This is a genomic window from Pseudomonas sp. QE6, assembly GCF_041379005.1.
Lineage (GTDB): Bacteria > Pseudomonadota > Gammaproteobacteria > Pseudomonadales > Pseudomonadaceae > Pseudomonas.
Genome location: NZ_CP166873.1, coordinates 888597 through 908178, shown reverse-complemented (window position 1 = coordinate 908178; position 19582 = coordinate 888597). Strand labels below are relative to the sequence as shown.

The 19582-nt window shown below is 66.6% G+C and carries 14 protein-coding genes; 11 read left to right on the top strand and 3 right to left on the bottom strand.

Features of this window, described 5'->3' with window-relative positions; genetic code table 11:
- The first annotated feature begins 251 nt into the window (after positions 1 to 251).
- The gene (locus ACAW63_RS04075) at positions 252 to 2765 is read left to right on the top strand and encodes a ferredoxin (RefSeq protein ID WP_371231848.1); all 2514 of its coding nucleotides are present in this window, start codon (positions 252 to 254) and stop codon (positions 2763 to 2765) included.
- On the opposite strand, the gene gbcB is transcribed toward ACAW63_RS04075, so the two are convergent.
- On the bottom strand, positions 2711 to 3814 hold the full coding sequence (gbcB, locus tag ACAW63_RS04070; RefSeq protein ID WP_371231846.1) for a glycine-betaine demethylase subunit GbcB: 1104 nt from the start codon (positions 3812 to 3814) through the stop codon (positions 2711 to 2713). The genes ACAW63_RS04075 and gbcB overlap by 55 nt on opposite strands.
- 426 nt (positions 3815 to 4240) lie before the next feature.
- Between gbcB and gbcA the strand changes: the two genes are divergently transcribed.
- The 9 genes from gbcA (at position 4241) to ACAW63_RS04025 (ending at position 15165) form a co-directional block, all read left to right on the top strand.
- Positions 4241 to 5530: a glycine-betaine demethylase subunit GbcA gene (gene gbcA, locus ACAW63_RS04065; RefSeq protein WP_207888184.1), complete on the top strand. Its 1290-nt coding sequence runs from the start codon at positions 4241 to 4243 to the stop codon at positions 5528 to 5530.
- 547 nt (positions 5531 to 6077) lie between these two features.
- Complete coding sequence (locus tag ACAW63_RS04060; protein ID WP_371231844.1) at positions 6078 to 7055, top strand: dipeptidase; 978 nt, start codon at positions 6078 to 6080, stop codon at positions 7053 to 7055.
- 126 nt (positions 7056 to 7181) lie between these two features.
- Complete coding sequence (locus ACAW63_RS04055; RefSeq protein ID WP_371231842.1) at positions 7182 to 7712, top strand: DUF5943 domain-containing protein; 531 nt, start codon at positions 7182 to 7184, stop codon at positions 7710 to 7712.
- Positions 7713 to 7798: 86 nt separating this feature from the next.
- Entirely contained in the window at positions 7799 to 9859 is a 2061-nt protein-coding gene (dgcA, locus tag ACAW63_RS04050) for a dimethylglycine demethylation protein DgcA (protein ID WP_275609315.1), read from the top strand.
- Between the two features lie 182 nt (positions 9860 to 10041).
- Complete coding sequence (dgcB, locus tag ACAW63_RS04045) at positions 10042 to 12009, top strand: dimethylglycine demethylation protein DgcB (RefSeq protein ID WP_371231840.1); 1968 nt, start codon at positions 10042 to 10044, stop codon at positions 12007 to 12009.
- Between the two features lie 133 nt (positions 12010 to 12142).
- Complete coding sequence (locus tag ACAW63_RS04040) at positions 12143 to 13375, top strand: electron transfer flavoprotein subunit alpha/FixB family protein (protein ID WP_371231838.1); 1233 nt, start codon at positions 12143 to 12145, stop codon at positions 13373 to 13375.
- Between the two features lie 162 nt (positions 13376 to 13537).
- Entirely contained in the window at positions 13538 to 14314 is a 777-nt protein-coding gene (locus tag ACAW63_RS04035) for an electron transfer flavoprotein subunit beta (RefSeq protein WP_371231836.1), read from the top strand.
- A gap of 327 nt (positions 14315 to 14641) precedes the next feature.
- The gene (locus tag ACAW63_RS04030) at positions 14642 to 14872 is read left to right on the top strand and encodes a hypothetical protein (RefSeq protein ID WP_371231834.1); all 231 of its coding nucleotides are present in this window, start codon (positions 14642 to 14644) and stop codon (positions 14870 to 14872) included.
- Entirely contained in the window at positions 14869 to 15165 is a 297-nt protein-coding gene (locus tag ACAW63_RS04025; RefSeq protein ID WP_275609312.1) for a cell division protein ZapA, read from the top strand. The genes ACAW63_RS04030 and ACAW63_RS04025 overlap by 4 nt, the downstream gene beginning before the upstream one ends.
- A gap of 422 nt (positions 15166 to 15587) precedes the next feature.
- Here the strand turns inward: ACAW63_RS04025 and aspA are convergent, their stop codons facing one another.
- Entirely contained in the window at positions 15588 to 17012 is a 1425-nt protein-coding gene (gene aspA, locus ACAW63_RS04020) for an aspartate ammonia-lyase (RefSeq protein WP_275609311.1), read from the bottom strand.
- A 212-nt stretch (positions 17013 to 17224) separates the two neighbouring features.
- Here aspA and ACAW63_RS04015 point away from each other — a divergent pair, with 212 nt between their 5' ends.
- Positions 17225 to 18139, top strand: a complete 915-nt coding sequence (locus tag ACAW63_RS04015; protein WP_370600315.1) for a LysR substrate-binding domain-containing protein — start codon at positions 17225 to 17227, stop codon at positions 18137 to 18139.
- A 233-nt stretch (positions 18140 to 18372) separates the two neighbouring features.
- On the opposite strand, the gene adhP is transcribed toward ACAW63_RS04015, so the two are convergent.
- Positions 18373 to 19401: an alcohol dehydrogenase AdhP gene (adhP, locus tag ACAW63_RS04010; RefSeq protein ID WP_371234567.1), complete on the bottom strand. Its 1029-nt coding sequence runs from the start codon at positions 19399 to 19401 to the stop codon at positions 18373 to 18375.
- Positions 19402 to 19582 lie beyond the last annotated feature (181 nt).

Here is a 19582-nt window from a genome sequence, read left to right as displayed (position 1 = left end):
GACGGCCATTCGGCTCGGCCAGCGGTGTCTCCGATCTGACGGCAGGCCCCCGAAGTCCTGTGGATAACTCAGTGGGTAACGTGTGCGGCGGGTGGGGGCAGGCTGTGATCAGATTTCGATCTTTCGTCGCCCGCGGGTCTCCGCTGGCAGCGCTGGGCCGCTTCGTCGGTGAGATTGCGCAGGGCGAGAGCGCTGGTGGCTGGCCAGGGGCTTGATTACCCTTGGGGTTTGCCAATGGAGTGGAAACGATCATGGATGAGCGGACGACGGAAAAGTCCCTCGGGCAACTGCTGCTGACGGCAGCGCTGGAGATCGCCTGGATCGGTGTCCTGGTCGCCCTCGGTGCTTTGCTGCCACTGCCGTTGGTGGCTTTGGGCTGGTTCGCGCTGCTGGGTGCGGAATGGGCGATGGACCGCTGGCGCGGCAAGGTGCCGTACCGGCTGCAGCAGGTGCTGTTCTTCTGGGTTCTGGGCGGCGGTTTTGCGCTGAGCCGGGCATTGCCGGGGTTCTGGCTGGGGCTCGGGGGCGGCGTGGCGCTGATCGTCGCCTGCATGCTGGTGCAGATCCGCTTCGAGCGCGGGCTGCGCCTGGAGCGCCAGAAGCCCGAGTCGCTGGACGCACCGCTGCCGCGCGGCGTCAGTGCCTGGGGCGGCGAGGCGCCGCAGCGCACGCCGGAGGGTGAGCCGATCCGGGTGATCGACGGGGGCGAGATCGCCATGGGCGGCCCGGTTCTCTGCGATTACCTGATGCCCGACGGCTGTTTCATTCCCGACGGCAATCCCTCGGCGCGATTTTCCAGCGATGGCCGCCATTTCGTCTCGCCGATGCCGAGCCGGGGCGCCTGGGGGTTGCTGATCTTCGACCGCCACGAGCGCCTGCTCTACCGCTGTGCGGTGAGCGATTTCTGGGAGCTGGACAGCGTTACCGAAACCGAGGTGATCGGCCGCCGCAGCCCCCTGACCTCGAACGCTGCCCGGCGTCTGGACCTGAATGCACTCAAGGCTGCCGCGGAGGCCGAGCCCTTCGTCGCCATTGGCGATCTCTGGCTGCCGCAGGCGGAGTGGCAACGCTGGGCTACGGACCAGCAGCCGCAGCCGCTCCCGGCGCCGGCTGGCGGCCCGCGCCTGGAAAACCGTCCCTGGCTGCCGGACAGCCTGCTGGCGCTGGACGATCCCTTCGCGCCGTTGCGCGCCGGCCAGGCCGAGCTGTGGATAGAGGGTGAAGCCAGCGGCCTGTACCTGGCCGGGGGCCAGCCGCCGATGGCTTGGCGTGACGACGGACAGGCACTGGTCTTCCCGGCCGCAGACGAACCCCTTGGGCGCTTCCGCTATTGGTTGTGGCGGCGCGATGTGGGCGTGCAGCCGTTGGGCGAACCCTGGGGTTCGCTGTCTCGCGAACCCCATGCCGGTGCCCCCGAGCTGCTGACGCTGGAAGACGGCTGGGCACGCCTGGGCCTGGTGCTCAGCCAACCCTGCCTGTCGTACGAGCGCTACGGCAACCTGGGTTCATACAGCTACTCGACCCTGTTCCTGCTGCACGGTCATGGGGTGGATGACCGGCCGCGCTGGGTCGAGTCCGAGATGCCACGCCTGGAGATCCTGCTGCCCCTCGAAGGCCCGGCCGGGAGGCCCGGATGCCTGCTGCAAAGCGCGCCGCTGGTCGAGGGTCAGCGGGCGACCTGGGAATGGCGGCGCGACGACGCCGAGGCGGAGCGGGGCGCCTACCTGCTGCGGCTCGGCGACTGGCGTCTGGAAGGCGAATGGCTGATCGACCACCGGGTTTCCGATTGCGGCCGCTACCTGGCCCTGGTGGCCTACGCCGAGGCGCCGACACTGCCCCATAGGCTGGCCATCCTCGACTGCCGGGAGCGACGCCTGGCGTGGCTCGACGAGCCGTTGGCCGATCTGCACCTGCAAGGTTTCGCCGACGGCCAGGTGCATCTGCTGCGCCTGCTCGGGCGCAACCGCTACCAGCCGCCGAGCGGGCCGGGAGAGGGCGATCCGGGCCTGCAGCGACGCTTCGACGAAGCCTTGCCCACGGCCCAGGCATGGCATGACTTCGGTCGCTGGCGGGACGACTGGCAGCTCTACTACGAGCAGGAGCGGGTGGGGTTCGATGGCCAGACCTGGCGGCGGCTACCCAAGGTGCGCTGGCTCGATGCGCCGCCACGCGTCTGGAGCGACGGCGGCTTCGTCCTGCCGGCGCCGGTCGCGGAGGATGCCGCCTGGGGCCTGGGCTTCGACTACGACAGCGTGCACCGGGACGAGGACGTGAAAGCCGGCTTCAGCCGCAATGGCTACCTGCTGACCGCGTCGGGTATCGGGGTGTCCAACCTGGCGGCGCCGATGATCTGGTCGGCCGATGGGCGCTACCTGGCGTTGACCCGGCATGTCGGGCGTCATGAGGAGAGCGGCCTGGAGGCGGATCAATGGCGCCTGCTGCTGCTCGATGTGCGGGAGCGCACCTTGCGCCGCTATCGCGATGACCTGGGGGAATGGCCGCGCTTCGAGGCCTTCGATGCCGACCTGCAATTCCGCAGCGGTGGTGAAGGTCCGGTCGGAGCGAACGGCACGGGGCGCTACGCGCTTGCGCTGGATGCCTTGCTGAAGGCGCCCGCCGAGCCGTTGCAGGCTTGCGGCGGGCGCTGGTTGCCGGCGGAGGAGCTGCCGCGGCGGGATTACTGGGAGCGTCTGGTGTTCCCGACGCGGCATCAGTACTCGATCACCACGTCGCCCTTGGGCACGCTGCAGCAGGACAGGATGTAGCCTTCGGCCACGTCTTCGTCGGTGATGCCACCGTTGTGCTCCATGTCGACTTCGCCGGAGCGCTTCATCACCTTGCAGGTGCCGCAGATGCCCATGCCGCAGGCCTTGGGAATGTGCAGGCCGAGCTTGGCGGCGGCGGCGTGGACGGTCTCGCCCGGCGCCACGCGGATGCTCTTGCCGGTTTCGCAGAAGTCCACCTGGTGCAGGTCGGCGGCCGGGATTTCCGGTGCGTCGGCGGCTTCGGCGGCGAGTTCCTTCACTTCCTCGCGGACTTCCGGCGGGGTCGGGCCGAAGGCTTCCTCGTGGTAGCGCGACATGTCGAAGCCCTCGGCTTCGAGCAGGCGCTTGACCGCGTGCATGTAGGGCGTGGGGCCGCAGCAGAAGATCTCGCGTTCGAGGAAGTCCGGGGCGATCAGGTGCAGCATCGCCTTGTTCAGGTAGCCGCGGTAGCCGGCCCAGGTCTCGCCGATCTCGTACTTCTCGCAGATCAGGTGCAGCTTGAAGTTGTTGATCCGCGAAGCCATGTGGTCGAGCTCGCGGTGGTAGATGATGTCCTTCGGCGTGCGCGCGCTGTGCACGAAGATCATGTCGACGTTGCCGTTGGTGTCGAAGAACCAGCGCGCCATGGACATCACCGGGGTGATGCCGACGCCGCCGGACAGGTAGAGCACCTTGTCGGCCTGGAAGTCGATGGCGTTGAAGTTGCCCACCGGGCCGTGCACCGGCAGCACGTCGCCTTCCTTGAGGTTGTCGTGCAGCCAGTTGGAGACCTTGCCGCCCGGCACGCGCTTGATGGTGATGGAGAAGCTGTAGGGCACCGAGGGCGAGCTGGAGATGGTGTAGGAGCGCATGATCGGCACACCGTCGATCTCCAGCTCCAGGGTGACGAACTGCCCGGGCTTGAAGAAGAACATCAGCGGCTGGTCGGCCGCGAAGCAGAAGGTGCGCACATCCCAGGTTTCCTGGATGGCCTTGACGCAGCGCACCAGGTGGCGGCCGTTGGCCCAGGTCTGGGTGTTCACCGGATTGAGGAAGTTGTTCGTCGACATGCTGTCTCTCCGCGCACGCGGGCCGTCGTCGGCCTTGTAGGGGCAGCGCCGGGGCCGGTGCGCGTCGCCGGTGGGCGACGGCTGAAGCACGGGCCTTTCGGCATGCCTGATGGGGCCGATTGTGTACATGGGCCGTCGCGCCCATTTACCTGCCAGCGACATTTGCATGCTTATCGCGACCTGCCGCCTGGCGTGCGGGCCTGCGCGTCGGAAACGGATGCGGTCGTGTCGCCCATGGATAAGGGTCCTGGCGGGGCGCGGCCCCACACTCAGCCTCAGCCGAGCAACCCTTCACGGTTGTACGAGGACGACGGGCAACGGCGCTCTCGGCGCGCCTGACACCTGTCGCCACCGCCCTGCGTGGCACACCGTATCAGCCACTTAATTTCCGCCGGCAGCCCAGGGCTGCGGCATGAGGACCTACCGATGGACGTCACCACCAAGCTGAGTCTGGGCGATCCGCTGGAACCGGCCCGCAAGGCCACCGTCGAGATGCTGCAGACCCGCGACCACAGCTTCTCGCTGCCGCAGCCCTTCTATAACGATGAGCGCCTGTTCCAGATCGACATGCAGGAGATCTTCCACAAGGAATGGCTGATCGCCGGCATGACCTGCGAGATCCCGGCCAAGGGCAACTTCCTGACCCTGCAGATCGGCGACAACCCGATCATCGTGCTGCGCGGCGCCGAAGGTAAGATCCATGCCTTCCACAACGTCTGCCGCCACCGTGGCTCGCGCCTGTGCGTCAGCGACAAGGGCAAGGTCGCCAAGCTGGTCTGCCCCTACCACCAGTGGACCTACGAGCTGGACGGCCGCCTGCTGTTCGCCGGCACCGAGATGGGCGCCGACTTCGACATGAAGGACTACAGCCTGAAACCGGTGAACGTGAAGACCGCCGGCGGCTACATCTTCATCTCCCTGGCCGAGAACCCGCCGGCCATCGACGACTTCCTGCGTACGCTCGAGCACTACATGGAGCCGTACGACATGGAGAACGCCAAGGTCGCCGTGCAGACCACCCTTCGCGAGAAGGCCAACTGGAAGCTGGTGATCGAGAACAACCGCGAGTGCTACCACTGCAACGGTTCGCACCCGGAGCTGCTGAAAACCCTGCTGGAGTGGGACGACGTGACCGACCCGCGAGCCAGCCAGGCGTTCAAGGATCAGGTCGCCGCCTGCACCAAGGCCTGGGACGAGGAGAAGATCCCTTACGCCCATGCCAGCTTCGGCCTGCGCAACCGCATCGTGCGCATGCCGCTGCTCGACGGCACCGTGTCCATGACCATGGACGGCAAGCCGGGCAGCAAGAAACTGATGGGCCGCATCAAGAACCCGGACCTGGGCTCCATGCGCATCCTGCACCTGCCGCATGCGTGGAACCACTGCATGGGCGACCACATGATCGTCTTCACCGTGTGGCCGATCAGCGCGCAGGAATCCGTGGTCACCACCAAGTGGCTGGTGCACAAGGACGCGGTGGAAGGCGAGGACTACGACGTGGCGCGCCTGCGCGAAGTATGGGACGCCACCAACGACCAGGACCGCCGCCTGGCCGAAGAGAACCAGCGCGGCATCAACTCCACCGCCTACCAGCCGGGGCCGTACTCCAAGACCTACGAGTTCGGCGTGATCAACTTCCTCGACTGGTACAGCGAGCGCATGCTCAACAACCTGGGCGAGGAGTCCGCTCACGCTCGCCTGGTCGCTGGCGAGTAACCGCACCAACCGGCGCCCCCCTTGCGGGGCGCCGTCGTTTTCGGAGGATTCCACGTGGACGCCATGCTCTTCTATAGCAGCTCCGCCTTCGTCACCGGCCTGGTGGCGTGGAATATCTTTGCCTGCTGGCGCAAGCGCTGAGATTCATCGCGTAACACGCCGTTCGCTCTTCGTAGGAGCGAGCTTGCTCGCGAACCATCTGCCGCTCAGGGCTTGGCGCCGCCGTTCGCCCTATCCCTTCCTTTCAGGACGAGGGTGCCCTCGATTTCCCCGTCTTAGCCCGTACCGAAGCGTGTTCGCGAGCAAGCTCGCTCCTACAGGATTCGGCGCGCCTTTCGACATTCCCGCAACAACACTTTCACCCCCGGCTTTTCCTGCTGCGACGCAAACGCTGTCGCCCATGTCGTGAGGTTGACGCTTTCGGTACGACCCTGGTCGTTTTCGAAGCGGGTCCCCTCCGGTGCCAGGGATATCCTGCCTCAAAGCGTCGGCACAAGTCCCGGCGTACCAAGCCCGACAAGCCTTGCCTGACTAGAGAGACACCAAGATGAGCCCAGCCGAAATTCACGCCGACAGCATCGTCATCGATGGCCTGATCATCGCCAAGTGGAACCGCGAGCTGTTCGAGGACATGCGCAAGGGCGGCCTGACCGCCGCCAACTGCACCGTCTCGGTGTGGGAAGGCTTCCAGGCCACGGTGAACAACATCGCCGCGAGCAACAAGCTGATCCGCGAGAACAGTGACCTGGTGATCCCGGTGCGCAGCACCGCCGACATCCGCAAGGCCAAGGAGCAGGGCAAGACCGGCATCCTCTTCGGCTTCCAGAACGCCCATGCGTTCGAGGACCAGATCGGCTACGTCGAGGTGTTCAAGCAGTTGGGCGTGGGCATCGTGCAGATGTGCTACAACACCCAGAACCTGGTCGGCACCGGCTGCTACGAGCGCGACGGCGGCCTCTCCGGCTTCGGCCGCGAGATCGTCGCGGAAATGAACCGCGTCGGCATCATGTGCGACCTGTCCCACGTCGGTTCCAAGACTTCCGAGGAAGTCATCCTCGAATCGAAGAAGCCGGTCTGCTACTCCCACTGCCTGCCGTCGGGCCTGAAAGAGCACCCGCGCAACAAGTCCGACGAGGAGCTGAAGTTCATCGCCGACCACGGCGGCTTCGTCGGCGTGACCATGTTCGCGCCCTTCCTCGCCAAGGGCATCGACTCGACCATCGACGACTACGCCGAGGCCATCGAGTACGTGATGAACATCGTCGGTGAAGACGCCATCGGCATTGGCACCGACTTCACCCAGGGCCATGGCCAGGACTTCTTCGAGTGGCTGACCCACGACAAGGGTTACGCCCGCCGCCTGACCAGCTTCGGCAAGATCGTCAACCCGCTGGGCATCCGCACCGTGGGCGAGTTCCCCAACCTCACCGAGACCCTGCTCAAGCGCGGCATGCCCGAGCGCGTGGTGCGCAAGGTCATGGGCGAGAACTGGGTGCGCGTCCTGAAGGACGTCTGGGGCGAATAAGCCGCTGTTCCCCCTCTCCCTCCGGGAGAGGGTCGGGGTGAGGGCTGCCGCACTCACCCGTAATACCTCTCACCCCAACCCTCTCCCCTAGGGAGAGGGAGCCAAAAGAATCGGAGCTCTACCACCATGGCCAAACACGCCCCCGAACTGCCCATCGAAGTCGACAGCGAAACCGGCGTCTGGACCACCGACGCCCTGCCGATGCTCTACGTGCCGCGGCATTTCTTCGTCAACAACCACATGGGTATCGAGGAAGAGCTGGGCGCCGAGCGCTACGCCGAGATCCTCTACAAGGCTGGCTACAAGTCCGCCTGGCACTGGTGCGAGAAGGAAGCCGAGTGCCATGGCCTGGAAGGCGTCGCCGTCTTCGAGCACTACATGAAGCGCCTGTCCCAGCGCGGCTGGGGCCTGTTCCAGATCGAGAGCATCGACCTGGACAAGGGCACCGCCGAGGTCCGCCTGAAGCACTCCGCCTTCGTGTACGTCTACGGCAAGGTCAACCGCAAGGTCGACTACATGTTCACCGGCTGGTTCGCCGGCGCCATGGACCAGATCCTCCAGGCGCGCGGCAGCAGCATCCGCACCGTCGCCGAGCAGGTCTACAGCGGCGCCGAGGAAGGCCATGACGACGGCCTGTTCGTCGTCAAGCCGCTCTGATCCCGACCGCTGACAAGAACCGGCAGAAGCGGCCCCAGCGGGCCGCCACCACAACAAGAAACCTCTGATTCCGTGAGGATGCCGCAATGGCTTTCGAGGCAATGTTCCAGCCGATCCAGATCGGCAAACTGACCATCCGCAACCGCGTGCTCTCCACCGCTCACGCCGAGGTGTATGCCACCGACGGCGGCATGACCACCGAGCGCTACGTGAAGTACTACGAGGAGAAGGCCAAGGGCGGCATCGGCCTGGCCATCTGCGGCGGTTCCTCCGTGGTCGCCATCGACAGCCCGCAGGAATGGTGGAGCTCGGTGAACCTCTCCACCGACCGCATCATCCCGCACTTCCAGAATCTGGCCGACGCCATGCACAAGCATGGGGCCAAGATCATGATCCAGATTACCCACATGGGCCGCCGCTCGCGCTGGGACGGCTTCAACTGGCCGACCCTGATGTCGCCGTCGGGCATCCGCGAACCCGTGCACCGCGCCACCTGCAAGACCATCGAGCCGGAAGAGATCTGGCGCGTGATCGGCAACTACGCGCAGGCGGCGCGCCGGGCGAAGGAAGGCGGCCTGGACGGCGTCGAGCTGTCCGCCGTGCACCAGCACATGATCGACCAGTTCTGGAGCCCGCGCGTCAACAAGCGTACCGACGAGTGGGGCGGCACCTTCGAAGGCCGCATGAAGTTCGGCCTGGAAGTGCTCAAGGCCGTGCGCAAGGAAGTCGGCGACGACTTCTGCGTCGGCATGCGCATCTGCGGTGACGAGTTCCACCCGGACGGCCTCACCCACGACGACATGAAGCAGATCGCCAAGTACTACAGCGACACCGGCATGATCGACTTCATCGGCGTGGTCGGCTCGGGTTGCGACACCCACAACACCCTGGCCAACGTCATCCCGAACATGACCTACCCGCCGGAGCCCTTCCTGCACCTGGCCGCCGGCATCAAGGAAGTGGTCAACGTGCCGGTGCTGCACGCGCAGAACATCAAGGACCCGAACCAGGCCACCCGCATCCTCGAAGGCGGCTACGTGGACATGGTCGGCATGACCCGCGCGCACATCGCCGACCCGCACCTGATCGCCAAGATCAAGATGGGCCAGGTCGACCAGATCAAGCAGTGCGTCGGCGCCAACTACTGCATCGACCGTCAGTACCAGGGCCTGGATGTGCTGTGCATCCAGAACGCCGCCACCTCCCGTGAATACATGGGCGTGCCGCACATCATCGAGAAGACCACCGGCGTGAAGCGCAAGGTGGTGGTCGTCGGTGGTGGCCCGGCCGGCATGGAAGCGGCGCGCGTCGCCGCCGAGCGTGGCCACGACGTCACCCTGTTCGAGAAGAAGGACCAGCTGGGCGGGCAGATCACCACCGCCTCCAAGGCCCCGCAGCGCGACCAGATCGCCGGCATCACCCGCTGGTACCAGCTGGAGCTGGCGCGGCTGAACGTCGACCTGCGCCTGGGTACCGGCGCGGACGCCGACACCATCCTGGACCTGCGTCCCGACGTGGTAGTGCTGGCCAACGGCGGCCATCCGTTCCTGGAACAGAACGAACACTGGGGCGCCGCCGAAGGGCTGGTGGTCAGCAGCTGGGACATCCTCGACGGCAAGGTCGCGCCGGGCAAGAACGTGCTGGTCTACGACACCATCTGCGAATTCAGCGGCATGTCGGTGGCCGACTTCCTGGCCGACAAGGGTGCCCAGGTCGAAATCGTCACCGACGACATCAAGCCGGGCGTGGCCATCGGTGGCACCACCTTCCCGACCTACTACCGCAGCATGTACCCCAAGGAAGTGATCATGACCGGGGACCTGATGCTGGAGAAGGTCTACCGCGAGGGCGACAAGCTGGTGGCGGTGCTGGAGAACGAATACACCGGCGCGAAAGAGGAGCGGGTGGTCGACCAGATCGTCGTGGAGAACGGCGTGCGTCCGGACGAGAGCCTGTACTACGCGCTCAAGCAGGGCTCGCGCAACAAGGGCCAGATCGACGTCGAGGCGCTGTTCGCGATCAAGCCGCAGCCGTGCCTGTCCGAACCGGGCGAAGGCTACCTGCTGTTCCGCATCGGCGACTGTGTGGCCCAGCGCAACACCCACGCCGCGATCTATGACGCACTGCGTCTGTGCAAGGACTTCTAAGACACGCCTTGTGATGTCCGGTAGGCATGGACAGCCCCCTCTCCCTTCAGGGAGAGGGTTGGGGAGAGGGAGGTGGCCCGAGTGATCGAGCCTGCCGGAAACACCCTCTCCCCCCGCCCTCTCCCGCAAGAGGGAGAGGGAGCTGTTCCAGCGCCCCTTGAGGTCCCGTAGGGAGACCAGAAATGCTCAACATCATCCTCCCCATCCTGCTCTTCGCCGCCCTCGGCCTCGCCGTGCTGGGCGCCGTGAAGCGCTTCGCGATGTGGCGCCGTGGCCGACCCGCCCAGGTCGACTGGATCGGCGGCCTGCTGAAGATGCCGCGCCGCTACCTGGTGGACCTGCACCACGTGGTCGAGCGCGACAAGTACATGTCCAAGACCCACGTGGCCACCGCCGGCGGCTTCGTGCTCGCCGCGCTGCTGGCCATCCTCGTGCACGGTTTCGGCCTGCACAGCCGCATCCTCGGCTTCGCCCTGCTGGCGGCCACCGCGCTGATGTTCACCGGCGCGCTGTTCGTCGCCAAGCGCCGCCTCGACCCGCCGTCGCGCCTGTCGAAAGGCCCCTGGATGCGCCTGCCGAAAAGCCTGCTGATGTTCTCGGCGAGCTTCTTCATCGCCACCCTGCCGGTGGCCGGCATCCTGCCGGAAGGCTTCGGCGGCTGGTTCCTGGCTGCCATCCTCGCCATCGGCGTGGCCTGGGGCGTGTCCGAGCTGTTCTTCGGCATGACCTGGGGCGGCCCGATGAAGCACGCCTTCGCCGGTGCCCTGCACCTGGCCTGGCACCGCCGTTCCGAGCGCTTCGGCGGCGGCCGCTCCACTGGCCTCAAGCCGCTGGACCTGGCCGACCCCATGGCGCCGCTGGGCGTGGAAAAGCCCACCGACTTCACCTGGAACCAGCTGCTGGGCTTCGACGCCTGCGTGCAGTGCGGCAAGTGCGAGGCCATGTGCCCGGCCTTCGCCGCCGGCCAGCCACTCAACCCGAAGAAGCTCATCCAGGACATGGTCATTGGCCTCGCCGGTGGCAATGACGCCAAGTTCGCTGGCAGCCCGTATCCGGGCAAACCGCTGGGCGAACACAGCGGCGGCCCGCACCAGCCCATCGTCGCGCTGGACGGCAAGGCCCTGGTGGACGCCGAGACCCTCTGGTCCTGCACCACCTGCCGCGCCTGCGTCGAGGAGTGCCCGATGATGATCGAGCACGTCGACGCCATCGTCGACATGCGCCGCCACCTCACCCTGGAAAAGGGCGCGACCCCGAACAAGGGCGCCGAGGTGCTGGAAAACCTCATCGCCACCGACAACCCCGGCGGCTTCAACCCTGGCGGCCGACTGAACTGGGCGGCGGACCTGAACCTGCCGCTGATGAGCGACAAGCAGCAGGCCGACGTGCTGTTCTGGGTCGGCGACGGCGCCTTCGACATGCGCAATCAGCGCACCCTGCGCGCCTTCGTGAAGATCCTCAAGGCCGCCAACGTCGACTTCGCCGTGCTCGGCCTGGAAGAGCGCGACAGCGGCGACGTGGCCCGTCGCCTGGGCGATGAAGCCACCTTCCAGACCCTGGCCAAGCGCAACATCGCCACCCTGGCCAAGTACCGCTTCAAGCGCATCGTCAGCTGCGACCCGCACAGCTTCCATGTGCTGAAGAACGAATACGGCGCCCTCGGCGGCAACTACCAGGTCCTGCACCACACCACCTTCATCGACGAGCTGGTGCAGAAGGGCTCGCTGAACCTCGGCCAGAGCAAGGCCGACAGCGTGACCTACCACGACCCGTGCTACCTCGGCCGCTACAACGGCGAGTACGACAGCCCACGCGCTGTGCTCAAGGCCATCGGCATCCAGGTCAAGGAAATGGAACGCTCCGGCTTCCGCTCGCGCTGCTGCGGCGGTGGCGGCGGTGCGCCGATCACCGATATCCCCGGCAAGCAGCGGATTCCCGACATGCGCATGGTCGACATCAAGGAAACCGGCGCGGAGCTAGTGGCCGTGGGCTGCCCGCAGTGCACCGCGATGCTCGAAGGCGTGGTCGCCCCGCGTCCGGAGATCAAGGACATCGCCGAACTGGTCGCCGAGGTCCTCATCGAGGCCACCGAGGTGGCGGCAAAAAAGCCGTCGCTGGCCAAGCGTGACGAAATGGCGGAGGTGCATTGATGACTCTCCACACTCGTACGCTGCACGAACCTGTAGGAGCGAGCTTGCTCGCGAACCGCCCCAACTTCGGTGCTGATCCGTTCGCGAGCGAGCTCGCTCCTACGAAAAGCACTTTCGCGCTGGAGGTCCTCGCATGAGCGACATCATCCGCCGCGATCCCCGCGCCGAGTGGATCGCCCGTAACCGCCTGCATCCGCTGCACGCGGCCATGCAGTCCGCCCAGGGTGGCGAAAGCCGCTGGATGGGCCCCAATGGCGTGATCCGCAAGAACCCCCACGCGGTCGGTTTCATCGGGCCCAACGGCATCAAGCGCATCGACCGCTCCGGTGGCCAGCAGGGCACCGGCGGCAAGCGCAGCAGCGCGCCGGAAGTGGTGCAACTGCCGCTGGTGACGATCGAGCAGCCGGCCTTCCTGATCGCCGTGGTGCCGGACATGGTCGGCGGCCGCCTCTCCAGCCACGACCGCGACCTGCTGGGCCTGGCCCGCAAGCTCGCCGGCAGCGACGGCGCGGTGCTGGCCGTGGTCTTCGGCGAGCACAAGGAAACCGCCTTCGACGCCGTCGGCGTCGACCGCCTGCTGCAGATCGAAGGCAGCGAATACGACGGCTACGCCCCGGAGCAACGGGTGCTGGCGCTGCGCTCGGCGAACAGCCAGTTCGCCCCGCGCCACTGGCTGCTGCCCGACAGCCGCAGCGGTGGTGGCGAGCTGGGTCGGCGCCTGGCGGCGAGCCTGGGCGAGCGCCCGGCCACCCGCGTCTGGCAGGCCGAGGGCGAGCGCTGCGTCGGCCGCGCCGGCGCCGGCCAGCAGGACCTGCACCGCGACCTGCCGCGCCTGATCCTGGCGGCCGCCGAATGCGCCGAGCCGGTCAGCGAGACGCGACATGAAGTGCGCCCCGTCGAACTGGACAGCAACGTCGCCCGCAACCTCCCGCGCATCGAGGACCTCGGCCCGGTGGCCGTGGACCCGGCGCAGATTCCCATGGCCGAGGCGGAGTTCATCCTCTCCGGCGGCAACGGCATCAAGGACTGGGACCTGTTCCACCGCGCCGCCGTGGCCCTCGGCGCCACCGAAGGCGCTTCCCGCGTGGCGGTGGACGACGGCCACATGCCGCGTGCCCGTCAGGTCGGCGCCACCGGTACCTGGGTCACCGCGCGGGTCTATCTCGCGGTGGGCATCTCCGGGGCGATCCAGCACCTGCAGGGCATCGGCTCCTGCGACAAGGTGGTGGCGATCAACATGGACCCGGGCTGCGACATGATCAAACGTGCCGACCTGTCGGTGATCGGCGATTCCACCGCGATCCTCAAGGCGCTGATCGAGCTGGCAGAGGCCCATCGCAATGGAGCGGCGCGTGATGCCGCTTAAAGGCTTCTGGTGTGCAGGATTGCATCGGCTTGGTCGCCGCACCGAGCGCTCGGCCGGGCTTCACCCTCTTCCCCTGGGAGAGGGCCGGGGTGAGGGCGCTCTCGCCCTGGACCATCTTCCCGTGAGTGACGCGCTGCGCCACTCGCTTTTCGAGGTTGCGTTATGAACGACCTGAACATCGTCACCCTGGTCTCCATCGGCGCCCACCCGGCGTCCGGCCGCGCGCGTCGCGCCGAGCAGGATGCCCGCGCGGTGGAGCTGGGCCTGCGCCTGGCCGGCAAGCGCCTGCGTGTGGTGCACGCCGGCAACGCCGCGGAAGAAGCGCTGCGCGGCTACCTGGGCATGGGCCTGGACGAGCTGGCGGTGCTGGAACAACCCGCCGGCGCCGACGCCCTGCCGCCGCTGGCGGCATACCTGGCGGACAGCGACGCCCAGCTGGTGCTCACCGGCACCCAGGCGGAAACCGGGGAAGGCTCCGGCATGCTGCCCTTCCTGCTCGCCGAGCGCCTCGGCTGGCCGCTGGTGGTGGGGCTGGCGGAAGTGGAAAAGGTGGAGAACGGCAGTGCCCAGGTACTGCAGGCCCTGCCGCGCGGCCAACGCCGCCGGCTGAAGGTGCGCCTGCCCTTCGTTGCCAGCGTCGACAACGCCGCTCCGGTCGCCCGGCAAAGCGCCTTCGGCCCGGCCCGGCGCGGCTACCTGGAAGCGTCCGAGGTGGAAGTGGTGGACGATCCGCTGCTGGCCGAGGGCAACCTGCAACCCGCGCGCCCGCGTCCCAAGCGTCTGAAGGTGATCAAGGCCAAGACCGGCGCCGAACGGATGAAGGCCGCCACCGCCAAGGCTTCCGGCGGCACCGGCCAGGTACTCAAGGACCTGTCGCCCGAGGCGGGCGCCGAGGCCATCTTCAAGCTGCTGCGCGAGGAAGGCGTGATCCGCGTCTGACCGAGCTGAACTGCTCTTCGTAGGAGCGAGCTTGCTCGCGAACCCGCCCGGCTTCGGTGCGTCCGGCAAACACTGTTCGCGAGCAAGCTCGCTCCTACAAAATCGCGCCTCTGCCTTCCTGGTAATTTCCGTAGGAGCGGACTTAGTCCGCGATTTTCCGGTCCAACCCCCGGTGGCGGCAGGAAATTATTGAAACCACAAGAAAAAGCGTCTCTAAGCCATTGAATTGACAGCATACGGCTTGTCCGAAGATCGCCGTTTTCGCTGGCCCCGCGGCGCCCCTTTCTTTATCCTCCGCACCCTTTGAAAGGCTTTGCGGAGGCTCCCATGCTCGATTCCACCCTCGAACAACTTGAACAGCTGGTCGCCGAACTGCTGCAGCAGAACGAAGTGCTGGTGCAGGACAACGCCGCCGTGCGTGAAGAGCTGCTCAAGGTCCGTGAGGAAAACGACAGCCTGCAGCTGTCGCTCATGGAGCAGGAAGAGAAGCACAACGCGACCGCCACCCGCCTGCAGGCGCTGATCCGCCGCGTCAGCGACAGCCGCGCCCACGCATGAGTGGCGACGGCGTCCGCGTCCTGCGCATCCTCGGACGCGAATACAGCGTCCGTGCGCCGGCCGGTGAAGAGCGCCGGCTGCAGGACGCGGCCGCGCTGTTGCAGGCGGAGATTGCCGCCAGCAAGAAGAAATTCCCCTACGTCACCAGCAATGAATTGATGGTGCTCTCCGCGCTCAACCTCTGCGCCCGCCAGCTTGGCGACGAGGTCCCGGAGCGTGACGATGCGGACGCCGTGGAGCGTATCGCCGCTCTCAACCGCCGGATTCTCGATCACCTGCAGCGGCAGGATTGAGCCCCCGCGCGTCTCTCTTCTCGCAAACCACGCCAATCGCGGACGGAGTCCGCGATGCTTTTCGTAGGGCGTATAACGCTCCGCGTTATGCGCCGATTGGCCTTGATCTCAAGGCACTCCGAACTCAGCCCGGCGTCGACGACGAATCACGGTGTATCGGCGTATAACTGCGAACGGTTATATGCCCTACGTTCCGCTCGCCCCCAAATCACAGGCAAAAAAAAGGGACACCGGGGTAAGCGGTGTCCCTTCTAAAGGAGAGTGGGCCCAAAGGCCCCTCAACCGGTGAGACGTGGCGCTCCGGGTAAACCCGCAGCGCCGGGTATAAAAGAAGGGACCGGGGGTAACCAATCCCTGAAAGGTGAGGGAGGAATACTCCCCCTCAACCGGTGAGACGTGCCCGGCTCGCGCCGGGCGGGTGATCAGGCGCGCAGCGGAATCAGGCGCGGGGCGATCATGTTTTCCGGCTTGAGGATGTCGGCCAGGGTGGCCTCGTCCAGGAGCTTCTCCTCGCGTACCAGTTCCAGGACGCCGCGGCCGGTTTCCAGCGCGGTCTTGGCGATACGGGTGGCGTTCTCGTAGCCGATGTAGGGGTTCAGCGCGGTCACCAGGCCGATGCTGTGCTCCACCAGCTGGTGGCAGCGTTCGACGTTGGCGGTGATGCCGGTGATGCAGTGCTCGCGCAGCATGTCCATGGCGCGCTGGAGCAGGCGGATCGAGTCGAGCACCTTGTAGGCGATCAGCGGCTCCATCACGTTCAGCTGCAGCTGGCCGCCTTCGGCAGCGATGGTCAGCGCCAGGTCGTTGCCCATGATTTCGAAGGCGCACATGTTCACGGCCTCCGGGATCACCGGGTTGACCTTGCCCGGCATGATCGAGCTGCCCGGCTGGCGAGCCGGCAGGTTGATCTCGTTGATGCCGGTGCGCGGGCCGCTGGAGAGCAGGCGCAGGTCGTTGCAGATCTTCGACAGCTTGACCGCGGTGCGCTTGAGCATGCCGGAGAACAGCACGAAGGCGCCCATGTCGGAGGTGGCTTCGATCAGGTCGGCGGCCGGGACGACCGGCTGGCCGCTGATGGCTGCCAGGCGCTCGACGGCCAGCTTCTGGTAGCCGGGGTCGGCGTTGATGCCGGTGCCGATGGCGGTGCCGCCGAGGTTCACTTCGGTCAGCAGTTCCGGCGCCAGGCGACGCAGGCGGTCGAGGTCTTCGCCCAGGGTGGTGGCGAAGGCCTTGAATTCCTGGCCGAGGGTCATCGGCACAGCGTCCTGCAGCTGGGTACGGCCCATCTTCAGTACGCCGGCGAACTCTTCGCCCTTGGCGGCGAAGGCCTGGATCAGGCTGTCGAGGCTGGCCAGCAGGGTGTCGTGACCCAGCAGCAGGCCCAGGCGGATGGCGGTCGGGTACGCGTCGTTGGTCGACTGCGCCATGTTCACATCGTTGTTCGGGTGCAGGTACTTGTACTCACCCTTGGCATGGCCCATGGCTTCGAGCGCGATGTTCGCGATGACTTCGTTCGCGTTCATGTTGGTCGAGGTGCCGGCGCCGCCCTGGATCATGTCCACCACGAACTGGTCGTGGAAATCGCCACGGATCAGGCGAGCACAGGCTTCGCTGATGGCGGCGTGCTTCTCGGTCGACAGGTGGCCGAGCTGGTGGTTGGCATCGGCTGCCGCCTGCTTGACCATCGCCAGACCGACGACGAGCTTCGGGTAGTGCGACAGCGGCACGCCCGAGAGGCGGAAGTTGTTCACAGCGCGCAGGGTCTGGATGCCGTAGTAGGCGTCAGAAGGTACTTCGAGGGTGCCGAGGAGGTCTTTCTCGATGCGGAACGATGCAACAGGGGACATGACGGGGATTGTCTCAGAGAAACACGGCCAGTGCCGCGATGCCCGGTAGACTAGGGATTTCGCCGATCGTCGGCCAATGCTGTTAAAAGCTGCCTCATGCACAAACGGCATAATGTACGCTGTGACGAATGGATGACGGCAAGCGTGTGGCTGTGCTACGCGCGCCCGGCTCCTGACCAATCGATCAAGCGCTGCGCCGCGCTGGAGATGACGTGAACCTCGAAACCAAATGGCTGGAAGACTTCAGCACCCTGGCCGCCACCCGCAGCTTTTCCCAGGCGGCGGAGAAACGCTTCGTGACGCAGCCGGCGTTCAGCCGGCGCATCCGCAGCCTGGAGGACGCTCTCGGGCTGACCCTGGTGAACCGCCAGCGCACCCCCATCGAGCTGACCGAGGCCGGGCAGCTGTTCCTGGTCACCGCCCGCGCGGTGGTCGAGCAGCTCGGCCAGGTGGTGCGCCACCTGCACCACCTCGAAGGCGGGCAGGGCGAAGTGCTGCAATTCGCCGCCGCCCACTCCCTGGCGCTGGGTTTCTTCCCCTCGTGGATCGCCCGCCTGCGCTCCGAGGGCCTGAACATCGCCAGCCGCCTGGTGGCGACCAACGTCGGTGAGGCCGTGCACCTGCTGCGTGAAGGCGGCTGCGACCTGATGCTGGCCTTCTATGACCCGGACGCCGCGTTGCAGATGGACCCGGAAGTCTTCCCCTCGCTGCACCTGGGCCGCACCGAGATGCTCCCGGTGTGCGCGGTGAACTCCGCCGGCCTGCCGCTCTATGACCTGGACAGCGGGCAAAGCGTGCCGCTGCTGGCCTACAGCGCCGGTGCCTTCCTCGGTCGCGGGGTGAACCTGCTGCTGCGCCAGCGCAACCTGCGCTACACCACCGTCTATGAAACGGCGATGGCCGACAGCCTCAAGAGCATGGCGCTGCAAGGCATGGGCGTGGCCTGGGTGCCGCGCCTGAGCATGGAGTCGGAGCTGGCGCGCGGCGAGCTGGCGCTGTGCGGCGGTCCGCACTGGATCGTCCCGCAGGAGATTCGCTTGTATCGCTGCGCCCTGGTGCGCAAGGCGCAGATCCGCCTGCTGTGGCGCAAGCTGGAGGGCGGGCTGGGGTTGGACGAGACGCCCTGAGGTGACGGCTGCGTAGGGCGTACAACCGTTCGCGGTTGTACGCCGATACACCGTTCATGGTTGGCATCACGGCCGAGCCCGGAGCGCCCTGAAGTCGGGGGCTCCGCGAGGCTTTCGTAGGAGCGGAGCTTCTCCGCGAAATCCCGGCGAAGCCGGGACACTCATCACGACCGGTTCGCGGATAAGGCCGGAGTGGTGAGGCGCGGGACGAGAGCCCGTCCCGCGCGTTGGTCCTACATCTCCACCACGATCCGCCCTTCGATCTGCCCGGCGCGCATGCGGTCGAGGATGGCGTTGATGTCATCCAGCTTGCCGGCGCTGACGGTGGCCTTGACCAGGCCTTCGCCGGCGAAGTCCAGGGCCTCCTGCAGGTCGGCGCGGGTGCCGACGATGGATCCGGTGATGTGCAGGCCCTTGAGCACCACGTCGAAGATCGGCGTGGGGAAGTCGCCCGGCGGCAGGCCGACCAGTGACACGGTGCCGCCGCGGCGGGCCATGCCGATGCCCTGGCCGAAGGCGCTGTTGGACACCGCTGTGACCAGCACGCCGTGGGCGCCGCCGATATCGCGCTGCACCACCAGGGCCGGGTCTTCCTTCTTCGCGTTGATGGTCAGGCTGGCGCCCAGGCGCTTGGCCAGCTCCAGCTTGGCGTCATCCACGTCCACCGCCACCACGTGCAGGCCCATGGCCTTGGCGTACTGCACGGCGACGTGGCCGAGGCCGCCGATGCCGGAGATCGCCACCCACTGGCCGGGCCGCGCTTCTGTTTCCTTCAGGCCCTTGTAGACGGTGACGCCCGCGCAGAGGATCGGCGCGATCTCGGTGAAGCCGACATTTTTCGGCAGGATGCCGACATAGTTCGGGTCCGCCAATACGTACTCGGCGTAGCCGCCGTTCACCGAATAGCCGGTGTTCTGCTGGTGCTCGCAGAGGGTTTCCCAGCCGGTCAGGCAGTGCTCGCAGCAGCCGCAGGCGGTGTACAGCCAGGGCACGCCGACACGGTCGCCTTCCTTCACGCGGGTAACGCCGGCACCGACCGCAGCGACGAAACCGACGCCTTCATGGCCGGGAATGAAGGGCAGGGCAGGCTTCACCGGCCAGTCGCCTTCGGCGGCGTGCAGGTCGGTGTGGCAGACGCCGGAGGCTTCGATCTTCACCAGGATCTGCCCGGGGCCGGGCAGCGGGACTTTGACTTCCTCGATCCGCAGCGGCTCGCCAAAGGCATGGACGACGGCGGCTTTCATGGTCGTGGGCAGGGTCATGGACATTGCACTCGCTCCTTGAAGGGTGAGGTTCCTGCCCCATCCGGGCAGGGTCGTCAGACGAGTCTGAGCCTCTGAGCCTAGGCCATCTTGAGCTGCGGCAAGCTTTTCCGAAGTTGTCGCGGCCTCCTTCGGCTTCTGAATGACGAAATCGGGACCAACGGTCACGCACAGTGCACTC

Coding starts and splice junctions, on each gene's coding strand:
- dgcA (WP_275609315.1), top strand. CDS start 7,799: ATGGCTTTCGAGGCAATGTTCCAGCCGATCCAGATCGGCAAACTGACC.
- aspA (WP_275609311.1), bottom strand. CDS start 17,012: ATGTCCCCTGTTGCATCGTTCCGCATCGAGAAAGACCTCCTCGGCACC.
- dgcB (WP_371231840.1), top strand. CDS start 10,042: ATGCTCAACATCATCCTCCCCATCCTGCTCTTCGCCGCCCTCGGCCTC.
- ACAW63_RS04055 (WP_371231842.1), top strand. CDS start 7,182: ATGGCCAAACACGCCCCCGAACTGCCCATCGAAGTCGACAGCGAAACC.
- gbcA (WP_207888184.1), top strand. CDS start 4,241: ATGGACGTCACCACCAAGCTGAGTCTGGGCGATCCGCTGGAACCGGCC.
- adhP (WP_371234567.1), bottom strand. CDS start 19,401: ATGACCCTGCCCACGACCATGAAAGCCGCCGTCGTCCATGCCTTTGGC.
- ACAW63_RS04060 (WP_371231844.1), top strand. CDS start 6,078: ATGAGCCCAGCCGAAATTCACGCCGACAGCATCGTCATCGATGGCCTG.
- ACAW63_RS04075 (WP_371231848.1), top strand. CDS start 252: ATGGATGAGCGGACGACGGAAAAGTCCCTCGGGCAACTGCTGCTGACG.
- ACAW63_RS04025 (WP_275609312.1), top strand. CDS start 14,869: ATGAGTGGCGACGGCGTCCGCGTCCTGCGCATCCTCGGACGCGAATAC.
- ACAW63_RS04035 (WP_371231836.1), top strand. CDS start 13,538: ATGAACGACCTGAACATCGTCACCCTGGTCTCCATCGGCGCCCACCCG.
- ACAW63_RS04040 (WP_371231838.1), top strand. CDS start 12,143: ATGAGCGACATCATCCGCCGCGATCCCCGCGCCGAGTGGATCGCCCGT.
- gbcB (WP_371231846.1), bottom strand. CDS start 3,814: ATGTCGACGAACAACTTCCTCAATCCGGTGAACACCCAGACCTGGGCC.
- ACAW63_RS04030 (WP_371231834.1), top strand. CDS start 14,642: ATGCTCGATTCCACCCTCGAACAACTTGAACAGCTGGTCGCCGAACTG.